Origin of the sequence: Staphylococcus sp. HMSC36A10, assembly GCF_001838845.1 — a bacterium.
Lineage (GTDB): Bacteria > Bacillota > Bacilli > Staphylococcales > Staphylococcaceae > Staphylococcus > Staphylococcus aureus.
In genome coordinates this window covers 180,413-206,947 of record NZ_KV839122.1, presented here as the reverse complement: position 1 = coordinate 206,947, position 26,535 = coordinate 180,413, and the positions used below count along the sequence as shown (strand labels likewise).

The 26,535-nt window shown below is 32.5% G+C and carries 25 protein-coding genes and 1 pseudogene; 25 read left to right on the top strand and 1 reads right to left on the bottom strand.

Annotation, left to right across the window (positions count from 1 at the left end; all coding sequences use genetic code 11):
* The 5 genes and pseudogenes from HMPREF3247_RS10105 to rplS all read left to right on the top strand — a co-directional run.
* Positions 1-438: pseudogene (locus tag HMPREF3247_RS10105) on the top strand (signal recognition particle protein); the annotation flags it as partial.
* 434 nt (positions 439-872) lie between these two features.
* Positions 873-1,148 (top strand): 30S ribosomal protein S16, encoded by a 276-nt coding sequence (gene rpsP / locus HMPREF3247_RS10100; RefSeq protein WP_000268754.1) that lies wholly within the window; start codon positions 873-875, stop codon positions 1,146-1,148.
* A gap of 187 nt (positions 1,149-1,335) precedes the next feature.
* Complete coding sequence (gene rimM / locus HMPREF3247_RS10095) at positions 1,336-1,839, top strand: ribosome maturation factor RimM (protein WP_001261987.1); 504 nt, start codon at positions 1,336-1,338, stop codon at positions 1,837-1,839.
* Positions 1,839-2,576, top strand: a complete 738-nt coding sequence (trmD, locus tag HMPREF3247_RS10090; protein WP_000687328.1) for a tRNA (guanosine(37)-N1)-methyltransferase TrmD — start codon at positions 1,839-1,841, stop codon at positions 2,574-2,576. Before rimM ends, trmD begins: the two co-directional genes overlap by 1 nt.
* Before the next feature lie 102 nt (positions 2,577-2,678).
* Positions 2,679-3,029, top strand: a complete 351-nt coding sequence (rplS, locus tag HMPREF3247_RS10085) for a 50S ribosomal protein L19 (protein ID WP_000181404.1) — start codon at positions 2,679-2,681, stop codon at positions 3,027-3,029.
* A gap of 413 nt (positions 3,030-3,442) precedes the next feature.
* Here the strand turns inward: rplS and yfhO are convergent, their stop codons facing one another.
* Complete coding sequence (gene yfhO / locus HMPREF3247_RS10075) at positions 3,443-6,049, bottom strand: lipoteichoic acid-specific glycosyltransferase YfhO (RefSeq protein WP_000915244.1); 2,607 nt, start codon at positions 6,047-6,049, stop codon at positions 3,443-3,445.
* A 400-nt stretch (positions 6,050-6,449) separates the two neighbouring features.
* Here yfhO and ylqF point away from each other — a divergent pair, with 400 nt between their 5' ends.
* The 20 genes from ylqF (at position 6,450) to HMPREF3247_RS09975 (ending at position 26,533) form a co-directional block, all read left to right on the top strand.
* On the top strand, positions 6,450-7,334 hold the full coding sequence (ylqF, locus tag HMPREF3247_RS10070; RefSeq protein WP_000236715.1) for a ribosome biogenesis GTPase YlqF: 885 nt from the start codon (positions 6,450-6,452) through the stop codon (positions 7,332-7,334).
* Entirely contained in the window at positions 7,318-8,085 is a 768-nt protein-coding gene (locus HMPREF3247_RS10065) for a ribonuclease HII (protein ID WP_000176387.1), read from the top strand. The genes ylqF and HMPREF3247_RS10065 overlap by 17 nt, the downstream gene beginning before the upstream one ends.
* Before the next feature lie 108 nt (positions 8,086-8,193).
* Complete coding sequence (gene sucC / locus HMPREF3247_RS10060) at positions 8,194-9,360, top strand: ADP-forming succinate--CoA ligase subunit beta (protein ID WP_001020801.1); 1,167 nt, start codon at positions 8,194-8,196, stop codon at positions 9,358-9,360.
* A gap of 21 nt (positions 9,361-9,381) precedes the next feature.
* The gene (sucD, locus tag HMPREF3247_RS10055) at positions 9,382-10,290 is read left to right on the top strand and encodes a succinate--CoA ligase subunit alpha (protein ID WP_000110251.1); all 909 of its coding nucleotides are present in this window, start codon (positions 9,382-9,384) and stop codon (positions 10,288-10,290) included.
* Between the two features lie 226 nt (positions 10,291-10,516).
* The gene (locus HMPREF3247_RS10050) at positions 10,517-11,635 is read left to right on the top strand and encodes a LysM peptidoglycan-binding domain-containing protein (protein ID WP_001041667.1); all 1,119 of its coding nucleotides are present in this window, start codon (positions 10,517-10,519) and stop codon (positions 11,633-11,635) included.
* 27 nt (positions 11,636-11,662) lie between these two features.
* Positions 11,663-12,907, top strand: coding sequence for a FemA/FemB family glycyltransferase FmhC (fmhC, locus tag HMPREF3247_RS10045; RefSeq protein WP_000672867.1), 1,245 nt, complete (start codon positions 11,663-11,665; stop codon positions 12,905-12,907).
* Positions 12,908-13,079: 172 nt separating this feature from the next.
* Complete coding sequence (gene dprA, locus HMPREF3247_RS10040) at positions 13,080-13,952, top strand: DNA-processing protein DprA (RefSeq protein ID WP_000593192.1); 873 nt, start codon at positions 13,080-13,082, stop codon at positions 13,950-13,952.
* A 173-nt stretch (positions 13,953-14,125) separates the two neighbouring features.
* Entirely contained in the window at positions 14,126-16,201 is a 2,076-nt protein-coding gene (gene topA / locus HMPREF3247_RS10035; protein WP_001557331.1) for a type I DNA topoisomerase, read from the top strand.
* Between the two features lie 155 nt (positions 16,202-16,356).
* Positions 16,357-17,664 carry a methylenetetrahydrofolate--tRNA-(uracil(54)-C(5))-methyltransferase (FADH(2)-oxidizing) TrmFO gene (trmFO, locus tag HMPREF3247_RS10030; protein WP_000195254.1) on the top strand — a complete coding sequence of 436 codons (1,308 nt, stop codon included), beginning with the start codon at positions 16,357-16,359 and terminating at the stop codon, positions 17,662-17,664.
* A 416-nt stretch (positions 17,665-18,080) separates the two neighbouring features.
* A complete protein-coding gene (gene xerC / locus HMPREF3247_RS10025; protein WP_001015597.1) occupies positions 18,081-18,977 on the top strand; it encodes a tyrosine recombinase XerC in 897 nt (298 codons plus the stop codon).
* A complete protein-coding gene (gene hslV / locus HMPREF3247_RS10020) occupies positions 18,974-19,519 on the top strand; it encodes an ATP-dependent protease subunit HslV (protein ID WP_000072681.1) in 546 nt (181 codons plus the stop codon). The genes xerC and hslV overlap by 4 nt, the downstream gene beginning before the upstream one ends.
* Before the next feature lie 65 nt (positions 19,520-19,584).
* On the top strand, positions 19,585-20,988 hold the full coding sequence (gene hslU, locus HMPREF3247_RS10015; RefSeq protein WP_000379054.1) for an ATP-dependent protease ATPase subunit HslU: 1,404 nt from the start codon (positions 19,585-19,587) through the stop codon (positions 20,986-20,988).
* Between the two features lie 24 nt (positions 20,989-21,012).
* Positions 21,013-21,786, top strand: coding sequence for a GTP-sensing pleiotropic transcriptional regulator CodY (codY, locus tag HMPREF3247_RS10010; RefSeq protein ID WP_000055337.1), 774 nt, complete (start codon positions 21,013-21,015; stop codon positions 21,784-21,786).
* 50 nt (positions 21,787-21,836) lie between these two features.
* Positions 21,837-21,929: a hypothetical protein gene (locus tag HMPREF3247_RS10005; protein ID WP_001790530.1), complete on the top strand. Its 93-nt coding sequence runs from the start codon at positions 21,837-21,839 to the stop codon at positions 21,927-21,929.
* 198 nt (positions 21,930-22,127) lie between these two features.
* Positions 22,128-22,895 carry a 30S ribosomal protein S2 gene (rpsB, locus tag HMPREF3247_RS10000; RefSeq protein ID WP_000268484.1) on the top strand — a complete coding sequence of 256 codons (768 nt, stop codon included), beginning with the start codon at positions 22,128-22,130 and terminating at the stop codon, positions 22,893-22,895.
* A gap of 33 nt (positions 22,896-22,928) precedes the next feature.
* Entirely contained in the window at positions 22,929-23,042 is a 114-nt protein-coding gene (locus tag HMPREF3247_RS09995) for a hypothetical protein (RefSeq protein ID WP_001789890.1), read from the top strand.
* Positions 23,043-23,076: 34 nt separating this feature from the next.
* Entirely contained in the window at positions 23,077-23,958 is an 882-nt protein-coding gene (tsf, locus tag HMPREF3247_RS09990) for a translation elongation factor Ts (RefSeq protein WP_000201387.1), read from the top strand.
* A 136-nt stretch (positions 23,959-24,094) separates the two neighbouring features.
* Positions 24,095-24,817, top strand: coding sequence for a UMP kinase (gene pyrH / locus HMPREF3247_RS09985; protein ID WP_000057330.1), 723 nt, complete (start codon positions 24,095-24,097; stop codon positions 24,815-24,817).
* Positions 24,818-24,835: 18 nt separating this feature from the next.
* Entirely contained in the window at positions 24,836-25,390 is a 555-nt protein-coding gene (frr, locus tag HMPREF3247_RS09980) for a ribosome recycling factor (protein ID WP_001280004.1), read from the top strand.
* Between the two features lie 372 nt (positions 25,391-25,762).
* Positions 25,763-26,533 carry an isoprenyl transferase gene (locus tag HMPREF3247_RS09975; protein WP_000473699.1) on the top strand — a complete coding sequence of 257 codons (771 nt, stop codon included), beginning with the start codon at positions 25,763-25,765 and terminating at the stop codon, positions 26,531-26,533.
* Positions 26,534-26,535: the final 2 nt, after the last annotated feature.

Genomic DNA, 26,535 nt, shown 5'->3' with positions numbered 1-26,535 from the left:
GATGTGGATCAAGAAAAAGCAAAAGATTTAGAGAAAAAGATGCGTGAGTCATCGTTTACTTTAGATGATTTTTTAGAACAACTTGATCAGGTGAAAAATCTAGGACCACTGGATGATATTATGAAAATGATTCCAGGTATGAATAAAATGAAAGGGCTAGATAAGCTTAATATGAGTGAAAAGCAAATTGATCATATTAAAGCGATTATCCAGTCAATGACGCCGGCTGAAAGAAACAATCCAGACACATTGAATGTATCACGTAAAAAACGTATTGCTAAAGGTTCTGGACGTTCATTACAAGAAGTCAATCGTTTGATGAAACAATTTAACGATATGAAGAAAATGATGAAACAATTCACTGGTGGCGGTAAAGGTAAAAAAGGTAAACGCAATCAAATGCAAAATATGTTAAAAGGTATGAATTTACCGTTTTAATGTTTAATATAACACGCTGATTTTTGTTGCAATGAGATGTGCATCCCGAAAGTTATACTAAAGAATATAACTTTATGGGGTGCATATTTTTAGATACACAATAATAATTAAAAACTGAAATTGCGGATTTGCTAGAACATGAGGTTATTGTTGCTAATATTAATAAGTTATATTGGGGGAACGTGTGCGGTAGAAGTGGTACCATTCATGTCCTTACGGGATAAATTAACTAAACACGTATGTGGTGAAGGCTACTATGAATTTTTATAACCTATTAACAGTCTAATTTAGTAATCACATAGTTATTATTGTAAGAAAAAGGTTCAATAATTTTCCTGGTAAAGAAAAAACTCTTTACAAACATTCACACACCTGTTAATATTATTTCTTGTAGAAAATAAAAATTAAAACATGACTTAAAGGAGATTTTATAAATGGCAGTTAAAATTCGTTTAACACGTTTAGGTTCAAAAAGAAATCCATTCTATCGTATCGTAGTAGCAGATGCTCGTTCTCCACGTGACGGACGTATCATCGAACAAATCGGTACTTATAACCCAACGAGCGCTAATGCTCCAGAAATTAAAGTTGACGAAGCGTTAGCTTTAAAATGGTTAAATGATGGTGCGAAACCAACTGATACAGTTCACAATATCTTATCAAAAGAAGGTATTATGAAAAAATTTGACGAACAAAAGAAAGCTAAGTAATTTAGCGTAAAATTGTTCTAACAATAAGAATAACTCGTTTACACTGACAGTTATTACTCAATGATACGTTGGGAATATCACATGTTAGTAATATAGAACGTATTGGGTACCATAATGGTGCCCTTTTTCTTTGAATTATTTTCAATTAAAATAGAAGTGTTCAAAGCATAGAGTTGGAGGTAATAGAATGAGAGTTGAAGTTGGTCAAATTGTTAACACACATGGTATTAAAGGTGAAATTAAAGTAAAATCCAATTCAGACTTTACAGACGTTCGTTTTCAACCCGGTCAAGTGCTGACAGTTGTGCATAACAATAACGACCTTGAATATACTGTTAAGTCACATAGAGTGCATAAAGGGCTTCATATGCTTACATTTGAAGGTATTAATAATATTAATGATATTGAGCATTTAAAAGGGAGTTCTATTTATCAAGAGCGTGATCATGAAGATATCGTACTTGAGGAAAATGAATTTTATTATTCAGATATTATAGGATGTACAGTTTTTGATGATCAAGAAACACCAATAGGTCGTGTAATTAATATATTTGAAACAGGTGCGAATGATGTGTGGGTGATTAAAGGATCTAAAGAATATTTGATTCCTTATATTGCTGATGTTGTAAAAGAAGTGGATGTTGAAAATAAAAAAATTATCATCACGCCAATGGAAGGATTGTTGGATTAATGAAAATTGATTATTTAACTTTATTTCCTGAAATGTTTGATGGTGTTTTAAATCATTCAATTATGAAACGTGCCCAAGAAAACAATAAATTACAAATCAATACGGTTAATTTTAGAGATTATGCAATTAACAAGCACAACCAAGTAGATGATTATCCGTATGGTGGCGGACAAGGTATGGTGTTAAAGCCTGAACCTGTTTTTAATGCGATGGAAGACTTAGATGTCACAGAACAAACACGCGTTATTTTAATGTGTCCACAAGGCGAGCCATTTTCACATCAGAAAGCTGTTGAATTAAGCAAGGCCGACCACATCGTTTTCATATGCGGACATTATGAAGGTTACGATGAACGTATCCGAACACATCTTGTCACAGATGAAATATCAATGGGTGACTATGTTTTAACTGGTGGAGAATTGCCAGCGATGACCATGACTGATGCTATTGTTAGACTGATTCCAGGTGTTTTAGGTAATGAACAGTCACATCAAGACGATTCATTTTCAGATGGGTTATTAGAGTTTCCGCAATATACACGTCCGCGTGAATTTAAGGGTCTAACAGTTCCAGATGTTTTATTGTCTGGAAATCATGCCAATATTGATGCATGGAGACATGAGCAAAAGTTGATCCGCACATATAATAAAAGACCTGACTTAATTGAAAAATATCCATTAACTAATGCAGATAAGCAAATATTAGAAAGATATAAAATAGGATTGAAAAAAGGTTAGTATTGTGCTAACATAATCTGAGTGTGGAAACACAAAAATCACTATGATCCGCTGCTATATATTTGTCGAGGCAAGAACATAGGTTGAAGAGGAGAATTTATAATGACAAATCACAAATTAATCGAAGCAGTAACTAAATCACAATTACGTACAGACTTACCTAGTTTCCGTCCTGGTGATACTTTACGTGTACACGTACGTATCATTGAGGGTACTCGTGAGCGTATCCAAGTATTCGAAGGCGTTGTAATTAAACGTCGTGGCGGTGGCGTTTCTGAAACGTTTACAGTTCGTAAAATTTCATCAGGTGTTGGCGTGGAACGTACATTCCCATTACACACACCAAAAATTGAAAAAATCGAAGTTAAACGTCGTGGTAAAGTACGTCGTGCTAAATTATATTACTTACGTAGTTTACGTGGTAAAGCTGCTAGAATCCAAGAAATTCGTTAATCAGCATTTAAACAAAGCTATGTATGAGTCAAATTCGACTCAAACAATAAAGCCATCTAGGTCACTTTTATGGAGTGATATAGATGGCTTTTTTTGCTGTTTAGTTAATGTAAAGTTGATAATGTAATTGTTTATTCCTTCTCTATTCATAACGTGTTTGCTCAAAATGGTTATATAAACAAAAGGCTGGGACATAAATCAATGTTCTATGCTCTACGAAGTTATATTGGCAGTAGTTGACTGAACGAAAATGCACTTGTAACAAGCCTTTTTCAATTCTAGTCAGGGGCCCCAACACAGAAGCTGGCGGAAAGTCAGCTTACAATAATGTGCAAGTTGGGGTGGGACGACGAAATAAATTTTGCGAAAATATCATTTCTGTCCCACTCCCATTAAATATATGCGTAGCTACATTATTTTTGTCTTGCCCATCTCGTGAAAATAATACTACATATAATGCCAAATATAGTAATTGTTATAAGTAAATAATAGTATGGTGGGGCATAGCTCAATTGAATCTTTGTTATATTTTTAGGTGCTTTAATGCCGGTCATAACACCATTTACTTGTTCAACTTTAAGACTTTGATCACCTGATGTCGCTTTCATACCTTGATTATATGCTGTTGGCAAAACAATATACCCAGATGAATTTTTATTTTTAGTAATAGTATAACCTTGCTTTGTCTTACTAACTTTGACAGCCTCTAATGAATTTGAAGCGTCTTTAAGCGTGGTATAATCTTCGCCGTATATCCCTTTTAAATTTACACGATACTTACCTTTAGGCAATGATAATCTAATCCTATCTGAAGCTTTAATGCGTATTGTTACGGGTGTTACAAAGCGTCGATATTTATAAGTGAGTTTATTTCTTTCTTGTGTATATTCATTCACTTTAACATCATGAGCTTTATCCGGCGAAAGTAATTCTAAATCCATTTCAAAATACAAATCTTTAAATTGATTAGAAACTGATTTTGGCAACTGTACAGTTAGACCACCATTATTTTGTTTAACTTGTAATAAATGTTTTGTAGGAGATTGCCAGGCTGCACTATTTAATTTAATTGTTGAATCTGATAGTAAATTTTTATTGGCTTTAAAATGTGTATTAACATCTTTAGTCTTGTTAGAAACAATCCCTTGCAACATTGCTTGTTCTTTATCTAATGGAGATTTTAATTCTTTATTGGAAAAGACCTTATTTGTAATATGTGCACTTGGATAATGGATGGTATTTTTAGAATGAATCCAACGAACTTTATTGTCTTTGTGTTCAGACTTAATTTTAAATCCATATGGTAAGTTGTCATCATGATTCACTCTAATTCGATCATTAACATTCCAAAGTGATAGTAAATTTTGACGATTGCCAAGTAATCTATAAGTGCTGTTTTTATCGATTGGCATATTAATTTGGAGTGTCTTGTCATAATATTTTAATATGTCTCCATTAAAAATACTAGAATATAATGAAATGCCATTATAATGATATATAAATGGTGAATTTAATGCATAGTCTGACATATAATCAATGCGATTAAATGGACCAGTTGCATTTTGATTTATCTTTTTTATAAGCTGGTTTACATAGTTACTATGGTAATCATGTTGTTTCAACGTTGATAATGATTGTTGATAAGGTTTGATTGCCATATTTTTATTGTTATCTAAAATGACGATTTGTTGAATCATAACGATTAATACTAATATTGCAACGGTTAATTTTTTATAACGCCATAAACTAAATTTTAAAATAACGGCAAGCACCATTAGCAGGATAATACCTACTATAAGTGCAAGTGGGTGTGTCGGTGATAGTAATACATAAAGTAATGCGATGATGCTTACTGGTATTGTTCTGATTAAATAATATTTCATATTTAATGTTGATAAATGTTGAATAAACAATCCGCAAAGAGCGCTTGATGATAGTGCTAAGATATACACCCAACGCCTTTCTGGAAATGAAAAACCATTAAAAGCACTGTCGAAATACTGTGATAATGAACCAATAAATAATAACCATGTTACTATTGCGAAAAGTCTATAAAAGTAAAAACGATACAGTTTGAATGACAATAATGCAACGATAGTAAGAATTGAAATCGTAATATAAAATCCATCGCTAAAGAAAAAATAATGGTAATCAAGTGGTGTCAAAAACGGTATATCAACATTGGGATTTTGCTTTCTGTCATTTTCCAAAAACGCAGAAATGCCAGTGAATAAACCAAATACACTTGATAACACACTCAAAACTGTAGCAGATATGACGCAAATTAATTTTTGTGTTCTAGAGACAATGTCATATTTGTAAGTGAAAATGAGTCGATATAAATAGTAGCAACCTATAATAATAGCTTGATAATAACTGAAATAAAAATTGCTAAATAGTGTTAAGGCTATCGCAACAATGAAAATACCGATTTTGCGTTGTTGAAAATATCTTTCCAAACCAAGAATCGATAATGGTAATAAATATAATAAACTTCCATAAAATGACCAAGTAAAATTAAAGTATATAACGACAGTTGACATGCCGTATAAAATCGTAGCGATCATATTTGTTGAGCGTTTAAAGTGTAATATTTTAAATAAGTAGAAGGTCACGACAAATGTTATGATAGCTCTTATCATGGCCATAATAAGTTGGTTTGTCGGCCAAAAATGTATTGTTGTCGGATTAAATATACCAACCGTTTCTCCTATTTTAATGAATAGAAAATTTAGCCACATTAAAGGTGACAGCGAATAATAATATGATAGTCCTTTCATATAATCGCCACCTAATCCAAACGATGCATCATATAAACTAGAAAAACTACTTAAATGTTCATACAAATACATTTGAAATGGCATCATTTGACGGAATCCATCTCCAGCCCCACTAAAAACAGTACCATTCACAATATAATCATAGATATGAGTAGAAAATAAAATAAGCGTTAATATTACACTAATGAAAGTTATAACAAAGAATTGTTTGACGTTTGAATTTAGCCACTTTTTTAACACAACATTATCCTCAACTTTCAAATTTAAAATTAAGTTTAACTGAAACTAAAGTTAATGAGGTTCTTGATAGGTAAAGACGAAGATGACTGTGGAACAGATACCTTATCATAGTTACTTAAACTTTGGATCATTTTCAGTTTATCATTAAACAAATATATTGAATAATAAAAATGTCATACTGATAAAGATGATTGTCACTTAATAAGTAACTTAGATTTAACAAATGATGATTTTTAATTGTAGAAAACTTGAAATAATCACTTATACCTAAATCTAAAGCATTGTTAAGAAGTGTGACAATGTTAAAATAAATATAGTTGAATTAATGAATTTGTTCTATAATTAACAGGTTATAGATTTTAATAATGAGAAAAGAATTGACGAAAGTAAGGTGAATTGAATGGTTATTCAATGGTATCCAGGACATATGGCGAAAGCCAAAAGAGAAGTAAGTGAACAATTAAAAAAAGTAGATGTAGTGTTTGAACTAGTAGATGCAAGAATTCCATATAGTTCAAGAAACCCTATGATAGATGAAGTTATTAACCAAAAACCACGTGTTGTTATATTAAATAAAAAAGATATGTCTAATTTAAATGAGATGTCAAAATGGGAACAATTTTTTATTGATAAAGGATACTATCCTGTATCGGTGGATGCTAAGCACGGTAAAAATTTAAAGAAAGTGGAAGCTGCAGCAATTAAAGCGACTGCTGAAAAATTTGAACGTGAAAAAGCAAAGGGACTTAAGCCAAGAGCGATTAGAGCGATGATTGTTGGAATTCCAAATGTTGGTAAATCCACATTAATAAATAAACTGGCAAAGCGTAGTATTGCGCAGACTGGTAATAAACCAGGTGTGACCAAACAACAACAATGGATTAAAGTTGGTAATGCATTACAACTATTAGACACACCAGGGATACTTTGGCCTAAATTTGAAGATGAAGAAGTCGGTAAGAAGTTGAGTTTAACAGGCGCGATTAAAGATAGCATTGTGCACTTAGATGAAGTAGCTATATATGGATTGAACTTTTTAATTCAACATGATTTAGCGCGATTAAAGTCACATTATAATATTGAAGTTCCTGAAGATGCAGAAATCATAGCGTGGTTTGATGCGATAGGGAAAAAACGTGGCTTAATTCGACGTGGTAATGAAATTGATTACGAAGCAGTCATTGAACTGATTATTTATGATATTCGAAATGCTAAAATAGGAAATTATTGTTTTGATATTTTTAAAGATATGACTGAGGAATTAGCAAATGACGCTAACAATTAAAGAAGTTAAGCAGTTGATTAATGCGGTTAATACAATAGAAGAATTAGAAAATCATGAATGCTTTTTAGATGAGCGAAAAGGTGTTCAAAATGCCATAGCTAGGCGCAGAAAAGCGTTAGAAAAAGAACAAGCTTTAAAAGAAAAGTATGTTGAAATGACTTACTTTGAAAATGAAATATTAAAAGAGCATCCTAATGCAATTATTTGTGGTATTGATGAAGTTGGAAGAGGACCTTTAGCAGGTCCAGTCGTTGCATGCGCAACAATTTTAAATTCAAATCACAATTATTTGGGCCTTGATGACTCGAAAAAAGTACCTGTTACGAAACGTCTAGAATTAAATGAAGCACTAAAAAATGAAGTTACTGCTTTTGCATATGGTATCGCGACAGCTGAAGAAATAGATGAATTTAATATTTATAAAGCTACTCAAATCGCCATGCAGCGAGCTATTGATGGATTATCAGTACAACCAACGCATTTATTGATAGACGCGATGACGCTTGATAATGCACTGCCTCAAGTATCTTTAATCAAGGGTGATGCAAGAAGTGTATCTATTGCAGCGGCAAGTATCATGGCAAAGGTTTTTCGTGATGATTATATGACACAGTTATCTAAAGATTATCCTGAATATGGTTTTGAAAAAAACGCGGGTTACGGTACCAAACAACATTTACTAGCAATCGATGATATTGGCATTATGAAAGAGCATAGAAAAAGCTTTGAACCTATAAAATCGTTACTGTAAATCGTAAAATTCAATTAAATGATAAAAAAGTAGCATTTAAGTTTACAATAGCGCTTACATTTTTTATAATTGTAAGGGAACTTAACCTAAGTAACAGGAGGATGGAAGATGAATATCCACGAGTATCAAGGTAAAGAAATATTTCGTTCAATGGGCGTTGCAGTTCCAGAAGGACGAGTAGCATTTACTGCTGAAGAAGCGGTGGAGAAAGCAAAAGAATTAAATTCTGATGTTTATGTTGTAAAAGCACAAATTCATGCTGGAGGTAGAGGTAAAGCAGGCGGAGTAAAAATTGCTAAATCTTTATCTGAGGTAGAAACATATGCAAAAGAATTATTAGGGAAAACTTTGGTGACACATCAAACTGGTCCAGAAGGTAAAGAAATTAAGCGTTTATATATCGAAGAAGGTTGTGCTATTCAAAAAGAATATTACGTTGGATTCGTTATTGATCGTGCGACTGACCAAGTAACATTGATGGCGTCTGAAGAAGGGGGCACTGAGATTGAAGAAGTTGCTGCGAAGACTCCTGAAAAGATCTTCAAAGAAACTATCGATCCAGTAATCGGACTTTCACCATTCCAAGCAAGACGAATTGCGTTTAATATTAATATTCCTAAAGAATCTGTTAACAAAGCAGCTAAATTCTTATTAGCACTTTATAATGTATTCATTGAAAAAGATTGTTCAATCGTAGAAATCAACCCATTAGTTACAACAGCTGATGGTGATGTATTGGCATTAGATGCTAAAATTAATTTTGATGATAATGCATTATTCAGACATAAAGATGTTGTAGAATTACGTGATTTAGAAGAAGAAGATCCGAAAGAGATTGAAGCGTCTAAACATGATTTATCATACATTGCATTAGATGGTGACATCGGATGTATGGTTAATGGTGCAGGTTTAGCCATGGCAACAATGGATACGATTAATCATTTCGGTGGAAACCCAGCCAATTTCTTAGATGCAGGCGGAAGCGCTACTAGAGAAAAAGTAACTGAAGCATTTAAAATCATTTTAGGTGATGAAAATGTTAAAGGTATTTTTGTAAACATTTTCGGTGGCATTATGAAATGTGATGTTATCGCAGAAGGTATCGTTGAAGCTGTAAAAGAAGTAGATTTAACTTTACCACTAGTTGTACGCTTAGAAGGTACAAATGTTGAGTTAGGTAAAAAAATCTTAAAAGACTCAGGATTAGCAATTGAACCAGCAGCAACAATGGCTGAAGGTGCACAAAAAATTGTTAAACTAGTCAAAGAAGCATAAGGAAAGGATGGGAGCACTAAGATGAGTGTATTTATAGATAAGAATACTAAAGTAATGGTACAAGGTATTACAGGGTCTACTGCCCTTTTCCATACAAAACAAATGCTTGATTATGGTACGAAAATAGTAGCAGGTGTGACGCCTGGTAAAGGTGGTCAAGTTGTTGAAGGCGTTCCTGTTTTCAACACTGTTGAAGAAGCTAAAAATGAAACCGGGGCAACGGTTTCAGTCATTTACGTTCCAGCACCATTTGCTGCAGACTCAATTTTAGAAGCAGCTGATGCAGACTTAGATATGGTTATTTGTATCACTGAACATATTCCTGTATTAGACATGGTTAAAGTTAAACGCTACTTACAAGGTAGAAAAACACGTTTAGTTGGTCCAAACTGTCCAGGTGTGATTACAGCAGATGAATGTAAAATTGGTATTATGCCTGGCTATATTCACAAAAAAGGTCATGTTGGTGTAGTATCTCGTTCAGGTACATTAACATATGAAGCAGTGCACCAATTGACTGAAGAAGGTATTGGTCAAACTACAGCTGTTGGTATTGGTGGAGACCCAGTCAACGGAACAAACTTTATTGATGTTTTAAAAGCATTCAATGAAGATGACGAAACGAAAGCAGTTGTTATGATTGGTGAAATCGGTGGTACGGCTGAAGAAGAAGCAGCTGAATGGATTAAAGCGAATATGACAAAACCAGTTGTAGGCTTTATCGGTGGACAAACAGCACCTCCTGGAAAACGTATGGGACATGCTGGTGCAATCATTTCAGGTGGTAAAGGTACTGCTGAAGAGAAAATTAAAACATTAAATAGTTGTGGTGTGAAAACAGCGGCAACACCTTCAGAAATTGGTTCAACATTAATTGAAGCTGCTAAAGAAGCAGGTATTTATGAAGCATTATTAACTGTTAATAAATAAAGTTAAAAGATGATATAAATGGCTATAGCCCATTCCATACTTTATAAAAGTATTGGAAATGGGCTATTTGTCGTGCGATGAATTTTAGTACACTTTTCATATTTTGGAAAGACAAGTTAATTATTTTACCTCCTACAATAGCTTTACAAAACAAAGAAAATTTTAATTAAAATATATAGCGCACTATGTTATAATGTTTGTATATTATTGTAAGGGGTGTTTCATCATGAATAAACAACAAAGTAAAGTACGCTATTCAATTAGAAAAGTTAGTATTGGAATTTTGTCAATTTCAATAGGTATGTTTTTGGCATTGGGTATGTCGAACAAAGCATATGCAGATGAAATTGATAAATCTAAAGATTTTACAAGAGGGTATGAGCAAAATGTATTCGCGAAATCAGAGTTAAATGCTAATAAAAATACGACAAAAGACAAAATAAAAAATGAAGGTGCTGTTAAAACATCGGACACAAGTTTAAAGTTAGACAACAAATCAGCAATTTCAAACGGAAATGAAATTAATCAAGATATAAAGATTTCAAATACTCCGAAAAACTCAAGCCAAGGTAACAATCTAGTTATTAATAACAATGAACCTACTAAAGAAATTAAAATTGCAAACTTGGAAGCTCAAAATTCTAATCAGAAGAAAACGAATAAAGTTACTAATAATTACTTTGGTTACTACAGTTTTAGAGAAGCTCCAAAAACACAAATCTATACTGTAAAAAAAGGAGACACACTTAGTGCTATAGCATTAAAATACAAAACTACAGTTTCAAATATTCAAAATACAAATAATATAGCAAATCCTAATTTAATATTTATTGGTCAAAAATTAAAAGTGCCAATGACACCATTAGTAGAACCAAAAACAAAAACAGTGTCTTCAAATAATAAAAGTAATAGTAATAGCAGTACATTAAATTATTTGAAAACATTAGAGAATAGAGGATGGGATTTCGACGGTAGTTATGGATGGCAATGTTTCGATTTAGTTAATGTATATTGGAATCATCTTTATGGTCATGGATTAAAAGGATATGGAGCTAAAGATATACCATATGCAAATAATTTTAATAGTGAAGCTAAAATTTATCACAACACACCAACTTTCAAAGCTGAACCTGGGGACTTAGTGGTTTTTAGTGGAAGATTTGGTGGAGGATATGGTCATACAGCTATTGTCTTAAATGGTGATTATGATGGAAAATTAATGAAGTTCCAAAGTTTAGATCAAAACTGGAATAATGGTGGATGGCGTAAAGCAGAGGTTGCACATAAAGTTGTTCATAATTATGAAAATGATATGATTTTTATTAGACCATTTAAAAAAGCATAATTTAAATCGAAGGCAGGACATTGAAATATGAAATTTTCAACTTTAAGTGAAGAAGAATTTACCAACTACACCAAAAAGCACTTCAAACATTATACACAGTCTATAGAATTATATAATTATAGAAATAAAATAAATCATGAAGCACATATTGTGGGAGTGAAGAATGATAAAAATGAAGTTATAGCTGCATGTTTATTAACAGAGGCACGAATTTTTAAATTCTACAAATATTTCTACTCTCATAGAGGTCCTTTACTTGATTATTTCGATGCTAAATTAGTTTGTTACTTTTTTAAAGAATTATCTAAATTCATTTATAAAAATAGAGGAGTATTTATTCTTGTTGATCCATATTTAATAGAGAATTTAAGAGATGCAAATGGTAGGATAATAAAGAATTATAATAATTCAGTGATAGTAAAGATGCTAGGGAAAATTGGGTATCTCCATCAAGGTTATACAACAGGATATTCAAATAAAAGTCAAATTAGGTGGATTTCTGTATTGGATTTAAAAGATAAAGATGAGAATCAACTTTTAAAAGAAATGGAATACCAAACTAGAAGAAATATAAAAAAGACTATTGAGATTGGTGTTAAGGTTGAAGATTTATCTATTGAAGAAACAAATCGATTTTATAAATTGTTTCAAATGGCTGAAGAAAAACATGGTTTTCATTTCATGAATGAAGATTATTTTAAACGAATGCAAGAAATATATAAAGATAAGGCAATGTTAAAGATAGCTTGTATAAATCTTAATGAATATCAAGATAAATTAAAAATACAATTATTGAAAATCGAAAATGAAATGATGACTGTGAACAGAGCATTAAATGAAAATCCAAATTCTAAAAAAAATAAATCAAAATTAAATCAGTTAAATATGCAATTATCTAGTATTAATAATAGAATTAGTAAAACCGAAGAACTAATATTTGAAGATGGACCTGTTTTGGATTTAGCTGCTGCTTTATTTATATGTACTGATGATGAAGTTTATTATCTATCAAGTGGATCAAATCCGAAATATAATCAGTATATGGGTGCATATCATCTACAATGGCATATGATAAAATATGCAAAATCACATAATATTAATAGGTATAATTTTTATGGAATAACAGGCGTCTTTAGTAATGAGGCGGATGATTTTGGTGTTCAACAATTTAAAAAGGGTTTTAATGCACATGTTGAAGAATTAATTGGTGATTTCATCAAACCAGTAAGACCAATTCTATATAAATTTGCAAAACTTATTTATAAGGTTTAATTATAAAGTATGTTGGAAATTGAAATTTTAAATTCTTTCCAACATACTTTTCACTTTTTAAGTCAGTATTTTTACTCCTTAAAATAACATTACATCGACAATGTTTTTGTATTAGAAATGTAAAACAAAAATAGAATATGATTTTGTATGATTACAAAAAGGAGTTGATTTATTGATTAAACTATTTTTGCTTAAGTTATACTGGGCACACTTTTCGACTAAACAAATTCATCAATTTTTAATGGCATATCCTAATGTAATTAAAGAGGAGGGAAGAAAAAAAGATAGTTATTTATGTGAATGGGTGAATAGGGAAGAAAATGTTCATTTATTACGTAAATACTATGCTTTTATAAAACTTGATCATAACGATATTATTAAAGAACTGCAGAAATTAAAAGTAAGTTACATTACATATATGGATTCTGAATACCCAGTGCTATTAAAAGAAATATATCAATTTCCATTACTTCTTTTCTATAAAGGGAACATCAAATTAATAAATAATATGCATCATTTGGCAGTAGTAGGTGCAAGAGATTCTACAAGTTATACCCAACAGTCTTTAGAATTTTTATTATCAAATGATAAAAGCAAATATTTAACAATTGTTTCCGGCCTTGCTCAAGGAGCTGATGCAATGGCACATCAAATAGCTTTAAAATACAATCTCCCTACAATTGCAGTTTTAGCCTTTGGCCATCAAACACATTATCCCAAAAGTACATTAGCATTAAGAAATAAAATAGAAGAAAAAGGTTTAGTTATATCCGAATATCCACCACATACACCAATTGCTAAATATAGATTTCCTGAGCGCAATAGAATTATCAGCGGTTTGTCAAAAGGGGTTTTAATTACTGAGGCTAAGGAACAAAGTGGCAGTCACATCACGATAGATTTTGCATTAGAGCAAAATAGAAATGTTTATGTTTTACCTGGATCTATGTTTAATCCTATGACAAAAGGTAATTTATTACGTATCCAAGAAGGTGCTAAGGTAGTATTAAACGCTAATGATATATTTGAAGACTACTATATTTAAAACTAAAAATAATGAGTTGCTTCATATTTCTTTTGTTACCCTTTGTAATTTATTTTTTAATAAAATCTATAAAAAATAGACAGGGAAAATGATTTGTTTAGATATAAAACGTTGACAAAAGCAAAATTAAGCGTTTATCATTTATCTTTAGTAATTAGATTAGCGAGGGGGAAATGACATTGGCAGATAATTTAGTCATTGTTGAATCGCCTGCAAAAGCAAAAACCATTGAAAAGTATTTAGGTAAGAAATATAAAGTTATAGCTTCAATGGGACACGTCAGAGACTTACCAAGAAGTCAAATGGGTGTCGACACTGAAGATAATTACGAACCAAAATATATAACAATACGCGGAAAAGGTCCTGTTGTAAAAGAATTGAAAAAACATGCAAAAAAAGCGAAAAACGTCTTTCTCGCAAGTGACCCCGACCGTGAAGGTGAAGCAATTGCTTGGCATTTATCAAAAATTTTAGAGCTTGAAGATTCTAAAGAAAATCGCGTTGTTTTCAACGAAATAACTAAAGACGCTGTTAAAGAAAGTTTTAAAAATCCTAGAGAAATTGAAATGAACTTAGTCGATGCACAACAAGCGCGTCGAATATTAGATAGATTGGTTGGCTATAACATCTCGCCAGTTCTATGGAAAAAAGTAAAAAAAGGTTTGTCAGCGGGTCGAGTTCAATCTGTTGCACTTCGTTTAGTCATTGACCGTGAAAATGAAATTCGAAACTTTAAACCAGAAGAATATTGGACTATTGAAGGAGAATTTAGATACAAAAAATCAAAATTCAATGCTAAATTCCTTCATTATAAAAATAAACCTTTTAAATTAAAAACGAAAAAAGATGTTGAGAAAATTACAGCTGCACTAGATGGAGATCAATTCGAAATTACAAACGTGACTAAAAAAGAAAAAACGCGTAATCCAGCAAACCCATTTACAACTTCTACATTACAACAAGAGGCGGCACGTAAATTAAACTTTAAAGCAAGAAAAACAATGATGGTCGCACAACAATTATATGAAGGTATAGATTTGAAAAAACAAGGTACGATTGGTTTAATAACATATATGAGAACCGATTCTACACGTATTTCAGATACTGCCAAAGCTGAAGCAAAACAGTATATAACTGATAAATACGGTGAATCTTACACTTCTAAACGTAAAGCATCAGGGAAACAAGGTGACCAAGATGCCCATGAGGCTATTAGACCTTCAAGTACTATGCGTACGCCAGATGATATGAAGTCATTTTTGACGAAAGACCAATACCGATTATACAAATTAATTTGGGAACGATTTGTTGCTAGTCAAATGGCTCCAGCAATACTTGATACAGTCTCATTAGACATAACACAAGGTGACATTAAATTTAGAGCGAATGGTCAAACAATCAAGTTTAAAGGATTTATGACACTTTATGTAGAAACTAAAGATGATAGTGATAGCGAAAAGGAAAATAAACTGCCTAAATTAGAGCAAGGTGATAAAGTCACAGCAACTCAAATTGAACCAGCTCAACACTATACACAACCACCTCCAAGATATACTGAGGCGAGATTAGTAAAAACACTAGAAGAATTGAAAATTGGGCGACCATCAACTTATGCACCGACAATAGATACGATTCAAAAGCGTAACTATGTCAAATTAGAAAGTAAGCGTTTTGTTCCTACTGAGTTGGGAGAAATAGTTCATGAACAAGTGAAAGAATACTTCCCAGAGATTATTGATGTGGAATTCACAGTGAATATGGAAACGTTACTTGATAAGATTGCAGAAGGTGACATTACATGGAGAAAAGTAATAGACGGTTTCTTTAGTAGCTTTAAACAAGATGTTGAACGTGCTGAAGAAGAGATGGAAAAGATTGAAATCAAAGATGAGCCAGCCGGTGAAGACTGTGAAGTTTGTGGTTCTCCTATGGTTATAAAAATGGGACGCTATGGTAAGTTTATGGCTTGCTCAAACTTCCCGGATTGTCGTAATACAAAAGCGATAGTTAAGTCTATTGGTGTTAAATGTCCAAAATGTAATGATGGTGACGTCGTAGAAAGAAAATCTAAAAAGAATCGTGTCTTTTATGGATGTTCGAAATATCCTGAATGCGACTTTATCTCTTGGGATAAGCCGATTGGAAGAGATTGTCCAAAATGTAACCAATATCTTGTTGAAAATAAAAAAGGCAAGACAACACAAGTAATATGTTCAAATTGCGATTATAAAGAGGCAGCGCAGAAATAATATTTTTATTTCCTAGAGACATTTTAAGATTGTTAAATAGAATCATTAGTGAATCTTATTTTAAAGATAGTAATGGATTAATCTAAATAAGTGCGGATAATATAAACATAACAACATAATTAAAAGACATAAATGACAATAAAAGGAGTATAGAAATGACTCAAACTGTAAATGTAATAGGTGCTGGTCTTGCCGGTTCAGAAGCGGCATATCAATTAGCTGAAAGAGGAATTAAAGTTAATCTAATAGAGATGAGACCTGTTAAACAAACACCAGCGCACCATACTGATAAATTTGCGGAACTTGTATGTTCCAATTCATTACGCGGAAATGCTTTAACTAATGGTGTGGGTGTTTTAAAAGAAGAAATGAGAAGATTGAATTCTATAATTATTGAAGCGGCTGATAAGGCACGAGTTCCAGCTGGTGGTGCATTAGCAGTTGATAGACACGATTTTTCAGGTTATATTACTGAAACACTTAAAAATCATGAAAATATCACAGTTATTAATGAAGAAATTAATGCCATTCCAGATGGATACACAATTATCGCAACAGGACCACTTACTACAGAAACCCTTGCGCAAGAAATAGTGGACATTACTGGTAAAGATCAACTTTATTTCTATGATGCGGCTGCTCCAATTATTGAAAAAGAATCTATTGATATGGATAAAGTTTACTTAAAGTCCCGTTATGATAAAGGTGAAGCTGCATATTTAAATTGTCCTATGACTGAGGATGAATTTAATCGCTTTTATGATGCAGTATTAGAAGCTGAAGTTGCGCCTGTAAATTCATTTGAAAAAGAAAAATATTTCGAGGGTTGTATGCCTTTTGAAGTAATGGCAGAACGCGGACGCAAGACATTACTATTTGGACCAATGAAACCAGTAGGATTAGAAGATCCAAAGACTGGGAAACGTCCTTATGCAGTGGTTCAATTAAGACAAGATGACGCTGCTGGTACACTCTACAATATTGTTGGCTTCCAAACGCATTTAAAATGGGGAGCTCAAAAAGAAGTCATTAAATTAATTCCAGGCTTAGAAAATGTTGATATTGTTAGATATGGTGTGATGCATAGAAATACCTTCATTAATTCACCGGACGTATTAAACGAGAAATATGAATTGATTTCACAACCAAACATACAGTTTGCGGGACAAATGACTGGTGTTGAAGGTTATGTAGAAAGCGCAGCTAGCGGCTTAGTTGCAGGCATCAATCTTGCGCATAAAATATTAGGCAAGGGTGAGGTAGTATTTCCGAGAGAAACAATGATTGGAAGTATGGCTTACTATATTTCTCATGCTAAAAACAATAAGAATTTCCAACCTATGAATGCTAACTTCGGGTTATTACCATCTTTAGAAACTAGAATTAAAGATAAAAAAGAACGCTATGAAGCACAAGCTAATAGAGCTTTGGATTACTTAGAAAATTTCAAAAAAACTTTATAAAATAGTTAGAAAGACTAGATATGCTATTCATTCTTAAGTCATCAACGAGTAAGTAATGACTTTCTAAATGGAAAATACTTATCCTAGTCTTTTTAATTTTGGAATTGTTACGTATTTCTGACAATTTAGCATTCGCATTCAAAAAATATCTGAATAAATAACACGCAATAAGTTGATTGATGTAACATGTAAGAGAATGTTTTAAATAAACTTTATTTAAAAGACAATGAAATAATAAATGGCAAGGCTATTAATAAAGACTTTTAGTAATTAATTTAAAAAAGAGGTATTCAAATTAACGGGTTTTCCGATTAGTTACAATTATTTAATTCTCAAAAGATTTAGAATTGATTATCAAATTACTGTAAGCCCTTTGCTGTATATGCTACAATTCTTATTGATGGAGGGTAAATGTATTGAATCATATTCAAGATGCGTTTTTAAATACATTGAAAGTTGAACGGAATTTTTCGGAACACACATTGAAATCATATCAAGATGACTTAATTCAGTTTAATCAATTTTTAGAACAAGAACATTTAGAGTTGAATACTTTTGAATACAGAGATGCTAGAAATTATTTGAGCTATTTATATTCAAATCATTTGAAAAGAACATCTGTTTCTCGTAAAATCTCAACGTTAAGAACTTTCTATGAATATTGGATGACGCTTGATGAGAACATTATTAATCCATTTGTTCAATTAGTACATCCGAAAAAAGAAAAATATCTTCCGCAATTCTTTTACGAAGAAGAAATGGAAGCGTTATTCAAAACTGTAGAAGAGGACACTTCAAAAAATTTACGGGATCGAGTTATTCTTGAATTGTTGTATGCTACAGGCATCCGTGTTTCGGAATTAGTAAATATTAAAAAACAAGATATAGATTTTTACGCGAATGGTGTTACCGTATTAGGAAAAGGGAGCAAAGAGCGTTTTGTACCGTTTGGTGCTTATTGTAGACAAAGCATCGAAAATTATTTAGAACATTTCAAACCAATTCAGTCATGCAATCATGATTTTCTTATTGTAAATATGAAGGGTGAAGCAATCACTGAACGCGGTGTACGATATGTTTTAAATGATATTGTTAAACGAACAGCAGGCGTAAGTGAGATTCATCCCCACAAGCTCAGACATACATTTGCAACGCATTTATTGAATCAAGGTGCAGACCTAAGAACAGTACAATCGTTATTAGGTCATGTTAATTTGTCAACAACTGGTAAATATACACACGTATCTAACCAACAATTAAGAAAAGTGTATCTAAATGCACATCCTCGAGCGAAAAAGGAGAATGAAACATGAGTAATACAACATTACATGCAACAACAATTTATGCTGTAAGACATAATGGGAAAGCAGCTATGGCTGGAGATGGACAAGTAACGCTTGGTCAACAAGTCATCATGAAACAAACGGCAAGAAAAGTGCGACGTTTATATGAAGGTAAAGTGTTAGCTGGTTTCGCAGGTAGTGTAGCAGATGCGTTTACGTTATTTGAAAAATTTGAAACAAAATTACAACAGTTTAGTGGTAACTTAGAAAGAGCTGCTGTTGAATTGGCACAAGAATGGCGAGGCGATAAACAATTACGTCAATTAGAAGCTATGCTAATTGTAATGGATAAAGATGCTATTTTAGTTGTCAGTGGAACTGGCGAAGTTATTGCCCCAGATGATGACCTTATCGCTATTGGATCAGGAGGCAACTACGCATTAAGCGCAGGACGTGCATTGAAACGCCATGCATCGCATTTGTCTGCTGAAGAAATGGCATATGAGAGCTTGAAAGTAGCGGCTGATATTTGTGTCTTTACCAACGATAATATTGTTGTTGAAACACTATAATAATCAGAGCACGATAAATAATTACGACCAATTAATTTTAGTTAAAAGACGGAGGAATGAAATTAATGGATACAGCTGGAATAAGATTAACTCCAAAAGAAATCGTATCTAAATTAAATGAATATATCGTTGGACAAAATGATGCTAAACGTAAAGTGGCAATTGCCCTACGTAATCGATACAGAAGAAGTTTATTAGATGAGGAATCAAAGCAAGAAATTTCACCTAAAAATATTTTGATGATTGGACCAACCGGCGTTGGTAAAACTGAAATTGCAAGAAGAATGGCCAAAGTTGTTGGCGCGCCATTTATAAAAGTAGAAGCTACTAAATTTACTGAGGTAGGTTATGTAGGACGAGATGTTGAAAGTATGGTTAGAGATCTTGTTGATGTTTCAGTAAGATTAGTCAAGGCGCAGAAAAAATCATTGGTACAAGATGAAGCAACAGCTAAGGCCAATGAAAAACTTGTTAAGTTATTAGTTCCAAGTATGAAAAAGAAAGCGTCTCAAACGAATAATCCTTTAGAGTCACTTTTCGGAGGTGCAATTCCAAATTTCGGACAAAATAACGAAGATGAAGAAGAACCACCTACTGAGGAAATTAAAACAAAACGTTCTGAAATTAAGAGACAATTAGAAGAAGGCAAACTTGAAAAAGAAAAGGTAAGAATTAAAGTCGAGCAAGATCCTGGTGCTTTAGGTATGCTAGGTACAAATCAAAATCAGCAAATGCAAGAGATGATGAATCAATTAATGCCTAAAAAGAAAGTTGAGCGAGAAGTTGCTGTTGAGACGGCAAGGAAAATCTTAGCTGATAGTTATGCGGATGAACTAATTGATCAAGAAAGCGCTAACCAAGAAGCGCTTGAATTAGCAGAACAAATGGGTATCATCTTTATAGATGAAATCGACAAAGTTGCGACGAATAATCATAATAGTGGTCAAGATGTCTCAAGACAAGGTGTTCAAAGAGATATTTTACCTATACTTGAAGGTAGCGTTATTCAAACCAAATATGGTACTGTGAATACTGAACATATGCTGTTTATAGGTGCTGGAGCTTTCCATGTATCTAAGCCGAGTGACTTGATACCAGAATTGCAAGGTCGTTTTCCGATTAGAGTTGAACTTGATAGTTTATCGGTAGAAGATTTTGTAAGAATTTTGACAGAACCAAAATTGTCATTAATTAAACAATATGAAGCATTGCTTCAAACAGAAGAAGTTACTGTAAACTTTACCGATGAAGCAATTACTCGCTTAGCTGAGATTGCCTATCAAGTAAATCAAGATACAGACAACATTGGTGCACGTCGACTTCATACAATTTTAGAAAAGATGCTAGAAGATTTATCATTCGAAGCACCAAGTATGCCGAATGCAGTTGTAGATATTACCCCACAATATGTTGATGATAAATTAAAATCAATTTCAACAAATAAAGATTTAAGTGCATTTATTCTATAAAAATATACAAAAGGAGAAAAATTCATGAGCTTATTATCTAAAACGAGAGAGTTAAACACGTTACTTCAAAAACACAAAGGTATTGCGGTTGATTTTAAAGATGTAGCACAAACTATTAGTAGCGTAACTGTAACAAATGTATTTATTGTATCGCGTCGAGGTAAAATTTTAGGATCGAGTCTAAATGAATTATTAAAAAGTCAAAGAATTATTCAAATGTTGGAAGAAAGACATATTCCAAGTGAATATACAGAACGATTAATGGAAGTTAAACAAACAGAATCAAATATTGATATCGACAATGTATTAACAGTATTCCCACCTGAAAACAGAGAATTATTCATAGATAGTCGTACAACTATCTTCCCAATTTTAGGTGGAGGGGAAAGATTAGGTACATTAGTACTTGGTCGAGTACATGATGATTTTAATGAAAATGATTTGGTACTAGGTGAATATGCTGCTACAGTTATTGGTATGGAAATCTTACGTGAGAAGCATAGTGAAGTAGAAAAAGAAGCGCGCGATAAAGCTGCTATTACAATGGCAATTAATTCATTATCTTATTCTGAAAAAGAAGCAATTGAACATATCTTTGAAGAACTAGGCGGTACGGAAGGTCTATTAATCGCATCAAAAGTTGCAGATAGAGTTGGTATTACTAGATCTGTAATTGTAAATGCACTACGTAAATTAGAAAGTGCTGGTGTAATTGAATCACGTTCTTTAGGAATGAAAGGTACTTTCATTAAAGTTAAAAAAGAAAAATTCTTAGATGAATTAGAAAAAAGTAAATAAGTCGATGAGTCTGGGACATAATTCAATGTCCTAGTCGTGACGATGTTATCTTGGCGGTAGTCAACGAAATGACTTTGATGATTATGTTGAAGTCATTTCTTTATTTTTGTCTAATTTTCAATCAAATTGATATTTCACATTAACTTGATAGAATTACCTTTAAATTTATGAAAAAATGCTTGAAAAACATTTGCTTTAGACACGGCATTATGTTATATTTATTTTCGGCTATAAAGCCAATACACACATATCAAACGTGATTGTGTAAAGGGTGCAATATTTGTATATTGTCTTTACAATAGTTTGCTATGGAGGTAATTAACCAATAGGAGGAATTTATAATGGCAGTAATTTCAATGAAACAATTACTAGAAGCGGGTGTTCACTTCGGTCACCAAACACGTCGTTGGAACCCAAAAATGAAAAAATATATCTTCACTGAGAGAAATGGTATTTATATCATCGACTTACAAAAAACAGTGAAAAAAGTAGACGAGGCATACAACTTCTTGAAACAAGTTTCAGAAGATGGTGGACAAGTCTTATTTGTAGGAACTAAAAAACAAGCACAAGAATCAGTTAAATCTGAAGCAGAACGTGCTGGTCAATTCTACATTAACCAAAGATGGTTAGGTGGATTATTAACTAACTATAAAACGATCTCAAAACGAATCAAACGTATTTCTGAAATTGAAAAAATGGAAGAAGATGGTTTATTCGAAGTATTACCTAAAAAAGAAGTAGTAGAACTTAAAAAAGAATACGACCGTTTAATCAAATTCTTAGGCGGAATTCGTGATATGAAATCAATGCCTCAAGCATTATTCGTAGTTGACCCACGTAAAGAGCGTAATGCAATTGCTGAAGCTCGTAAATTAAATATTCCTATCGTAGGTATCGTTGACACTAACTGTGATCCTGACGAAATTGACTACGTTATCCCAGCAAACGACGATGCTATCCGTGCGGTTAAATTATTAACTGCTAAAATGGCAGATGCAATCTTAGAAGGTCAACAAGGCGTTTCTAATGAAGAAGTAGCTGCAGAACAAAACATCGATTTAGATGAAAAAGAAAAATCAGAAGAAACAGAAGCAACTGAAGAATAATCAACTGTTGAATCTGACTTAGATATAGTTTAAATGGGTGATAAGATATTAATGCTTATCACCTTTTTTAAAAAGAAAATCGAGGCAAATTACAAATATTCAATTAGAGTATTGGCAATCTTGCCTATAATAATGCTAAAATCATAATATATAAAATGATAACTTATTGGAGGAATAATGAATGGCAACTATTTCAGCAAAACTTGTTAAAGAATTACGTGAAAAAACTGGCGCGGGTATGATGGATTGTAAAAAAGCGCTAACTGAAACTGATGGTGACATCGATAAAGCGATTGATTACCTACGTGAAAAAGGTATTGCTAAAGCAGCTAAAAAAGCAGACCGTATTGCGGCTGAAGGTTTAGTACATGTAGAAACTAAAGGTAACGACGCAGTTATCGTTGAAATCAACTCTGAAACAGACTTTGTTGCTCGTAACGAAGGATTCCAAGAGTTAGTTAAAGAAATCGCTAATCAAGTATTAGATACAAAAGCTGAAACTGTTGAAGCTTTAATGGAAACAACTTTACCAAATGGTAAATCAGTTGATGAAAGAATTAAAGAAGCAATTTCAACAATCGGTGAAAAATTAAGTGTTCGTCGTTTTGCTATCAGAACTAAAACTGATAACGATGCTTTCGGCGCTTACTTACACATGGGTGGACGCATTGGTGTATTAACAGTTGTTGAAGGTTCAACTGACGAAGAAGCAGCAAGAGACGTTGCTATGCATATCGCTGCAATCAACCCTAAATATGTTTCTTCTGAACAAGTTAGCGAAGAAGAAATCAACCACGAAAGAGAAGTTTTAAAACAACAAGCATTAAATGAAGGTAAACCAGAAAACATCGTTGAAAAAATGGTGGAAGGACGTTTACGTAAATACTTACAAGAAATTTGTGCTGTAGATCAAGACTTCGTTAAAAACCCTGATGTAACAGTTGAAGCTTTCTTAAAAACAAAAGGTGGAAAACTTGTTGATTTCGTACGCTATGAAGTAGGCGAAGGTATGGAAAAACGCGAAGAAAACTTTGCGGATGAAGTTAAAGGACAAATGAAATAATCTGTCATAAAGTAAAACAAGGAAGAAGACACCTTTAATGTTGCTTTATTAAAATGTAAATCATTCTAATAAAACGACAACTGTGTCTTCTTTACTTGTATATGTTACATATATTCACGATAGAGAGGATAAGAAAATGGCTCAAATTTCTAAATATAAACGTGTAGTTTTGAAACTAAGTGGTGAAGCGTTAGCTGGAGAAAAAGGATTTGGCATAAATCCAGTAATTATTAAAAGTGTTGCTGAGCAAGTGGCTGAAGTTGCTAAAATGGACTGTGAAATCGCAGTAATCGTTGGTGGCGGAAACATTTGGAGAGGTAAAACGGGTAGTGACTTAGGTATGGACCGTGGAACTGCTGATTACATGGGTATGCTTGCAACTGTAATGAATGCCTTAGCATTACAAGATAGTTTAGAACAATTGGATTGTGATACACGAGTATTAACATCTATTGAAATGAAGCAAGTGGCTGAACCTTATATTCGTCGTCGTGCAATTAGACACTTAGAAAAGAAACGCGTAGTTATTTTTGCTGCAGGTATTGGAAACCCATACTTCTCTACAGATACTACAGCGGCATTACGTGCTGCAGAAGTTGAAGCAGATGTTATTTTAATGGGCAAAAATAATGTAGATGGTGTATATTCTGCAGATCCTAAAGTAAACAAAGATGCGGTAAAATATGAACATTTAACGCATATTCAAATGCTTCAAGAAGGTTTACAAGTAATGGATTCAACAGCATCCTCATTCTGTATGGATAATAACATTCCGTTAACTGTTTTCTCTATTATGGAAGAAGGAAATATTAAACGTGCTGTTATGGGTGAAAAGATAGGTACGTTAATTACAAAATAAATTTAGAGGTGTAAAATAATGAGTGACATTATTAATGAAACTAAATCAAGAATGCAAAAATCAATCGAAAGCTTATCACGTGAATTAGCTAATATCAGTGCAGGAAGAGCTAATTCAAATTTATTAAACGGCGTAACAGTTGATTACTATGGTGCACCAACACCTGTACAACAATTAGCAAGTATCAATGTTCCAGAAGCACGTTTACTTGTTATTTCTCCATACGACAAAACTTCTGTAGCTGACATCGAAAAAGCGATAATAGCGGCTAACTTAGGTGTCAACCCAACAAGTGATGGTGAAGTGATACGTATTGCAGTACCTGCCTTAACAGAAGAGCGTAGAAAAGAGCGCGTTAAAGATGTTAAGAAAATTGGTGAAGAAGCTAAAGTATCTGTTCGAAATATTCGTCGTGATATGAATGATCAGTTGAAAAAAGATGAAAAAAATGGCGACATTACTGAAGATGAGTTGAGAAGTGGTGCTGAAGATGTTCAGAAAGCAACAGACAATTCAATAAAAGAAATTGATCAAATGATTGCTGATAAAGAAAAAGATATTATGTCAGTATAAAACTAATATACAATGACATATTAAAATGCCAGTATTAAACGATAATGTAACATTTAAAATGGGCATGTTTAATTAAATCAAAGATGCATGTGATAATTTAAATTCACAATGAGCATAAAAATGGTGTTTAAACAAGTTAATTAAACATATACTTTATAAATAATAGGCATTAGGTATATTGCTATAATAAAGTTATGTAATTTTTAACCTCAGTATGTATGTCACATTTCTGGTGTAAACTGTACCGAGTCAGACTTTGGTACAGTTTTTTTATTTGCTTATTCAATGCATTAAATGAGTATGATAAAATGATAATGATTGTTTAGTAACTTATACTATATGACAGAGATGATCAGGCTCGGAGGAAAGACCATGTTTAAAAAGCTAATAAATAAAAAGAACACTATAAATAATTATAATGAAGAATTAGACTCGTCTAATATACCTGAACATATCGCTATTATTATGGATGGTAATGGGCGATGGGCTAAGAAGCGAAAAATGCCTAGAATTAAAGGCCATTACGAAGGTATGCAAACAATAAAAAAAATTACTAGGATAGCTAGTGATATTGGTGTTAAGTACTTAACTTTATATGCCTTTTCCACTGAAAATTGGTCAAGACCTGAAAGTGAAGTAAATTATATTATGAATTTGCCTGTCAATTTCTTAAAGACATTCTTACCGGAACTAATTGAAAAAAATGTCAAAGTTGAAACAATTGGATTTACTGATAAGTTGCCAAAATCAACGATAGAAGCAATTAATAATGCTAAAGAAAAGACAGCTAATAATACCGGCTTAAAATTAATATTTGCAATTAATTATGGTGGCAGAGCAGAACTTGTTCATAGTATTAAAAATATGTTTGACGAGCTTCATCAACAAGGTTTAAATAGTGATATCATAGATGAAACATATATAAACAATCATTTAATGACAAAAGACTATCCTGATCCAGAGTTGTTAATTCGTACTTCAGGAGAACAAAGAATAAGTAATTTCTTGATTTGGCAAGTTTCGTATAGTGAATTTATCTTTAATCAAAAATTATGGCCTGACTTTGACGAAGATGAATTAATTAAATGTATAAAAATTTATCAGTCACGTCAAAGACGCTTTGGCGGATTGAGTGAGGAGTAGTA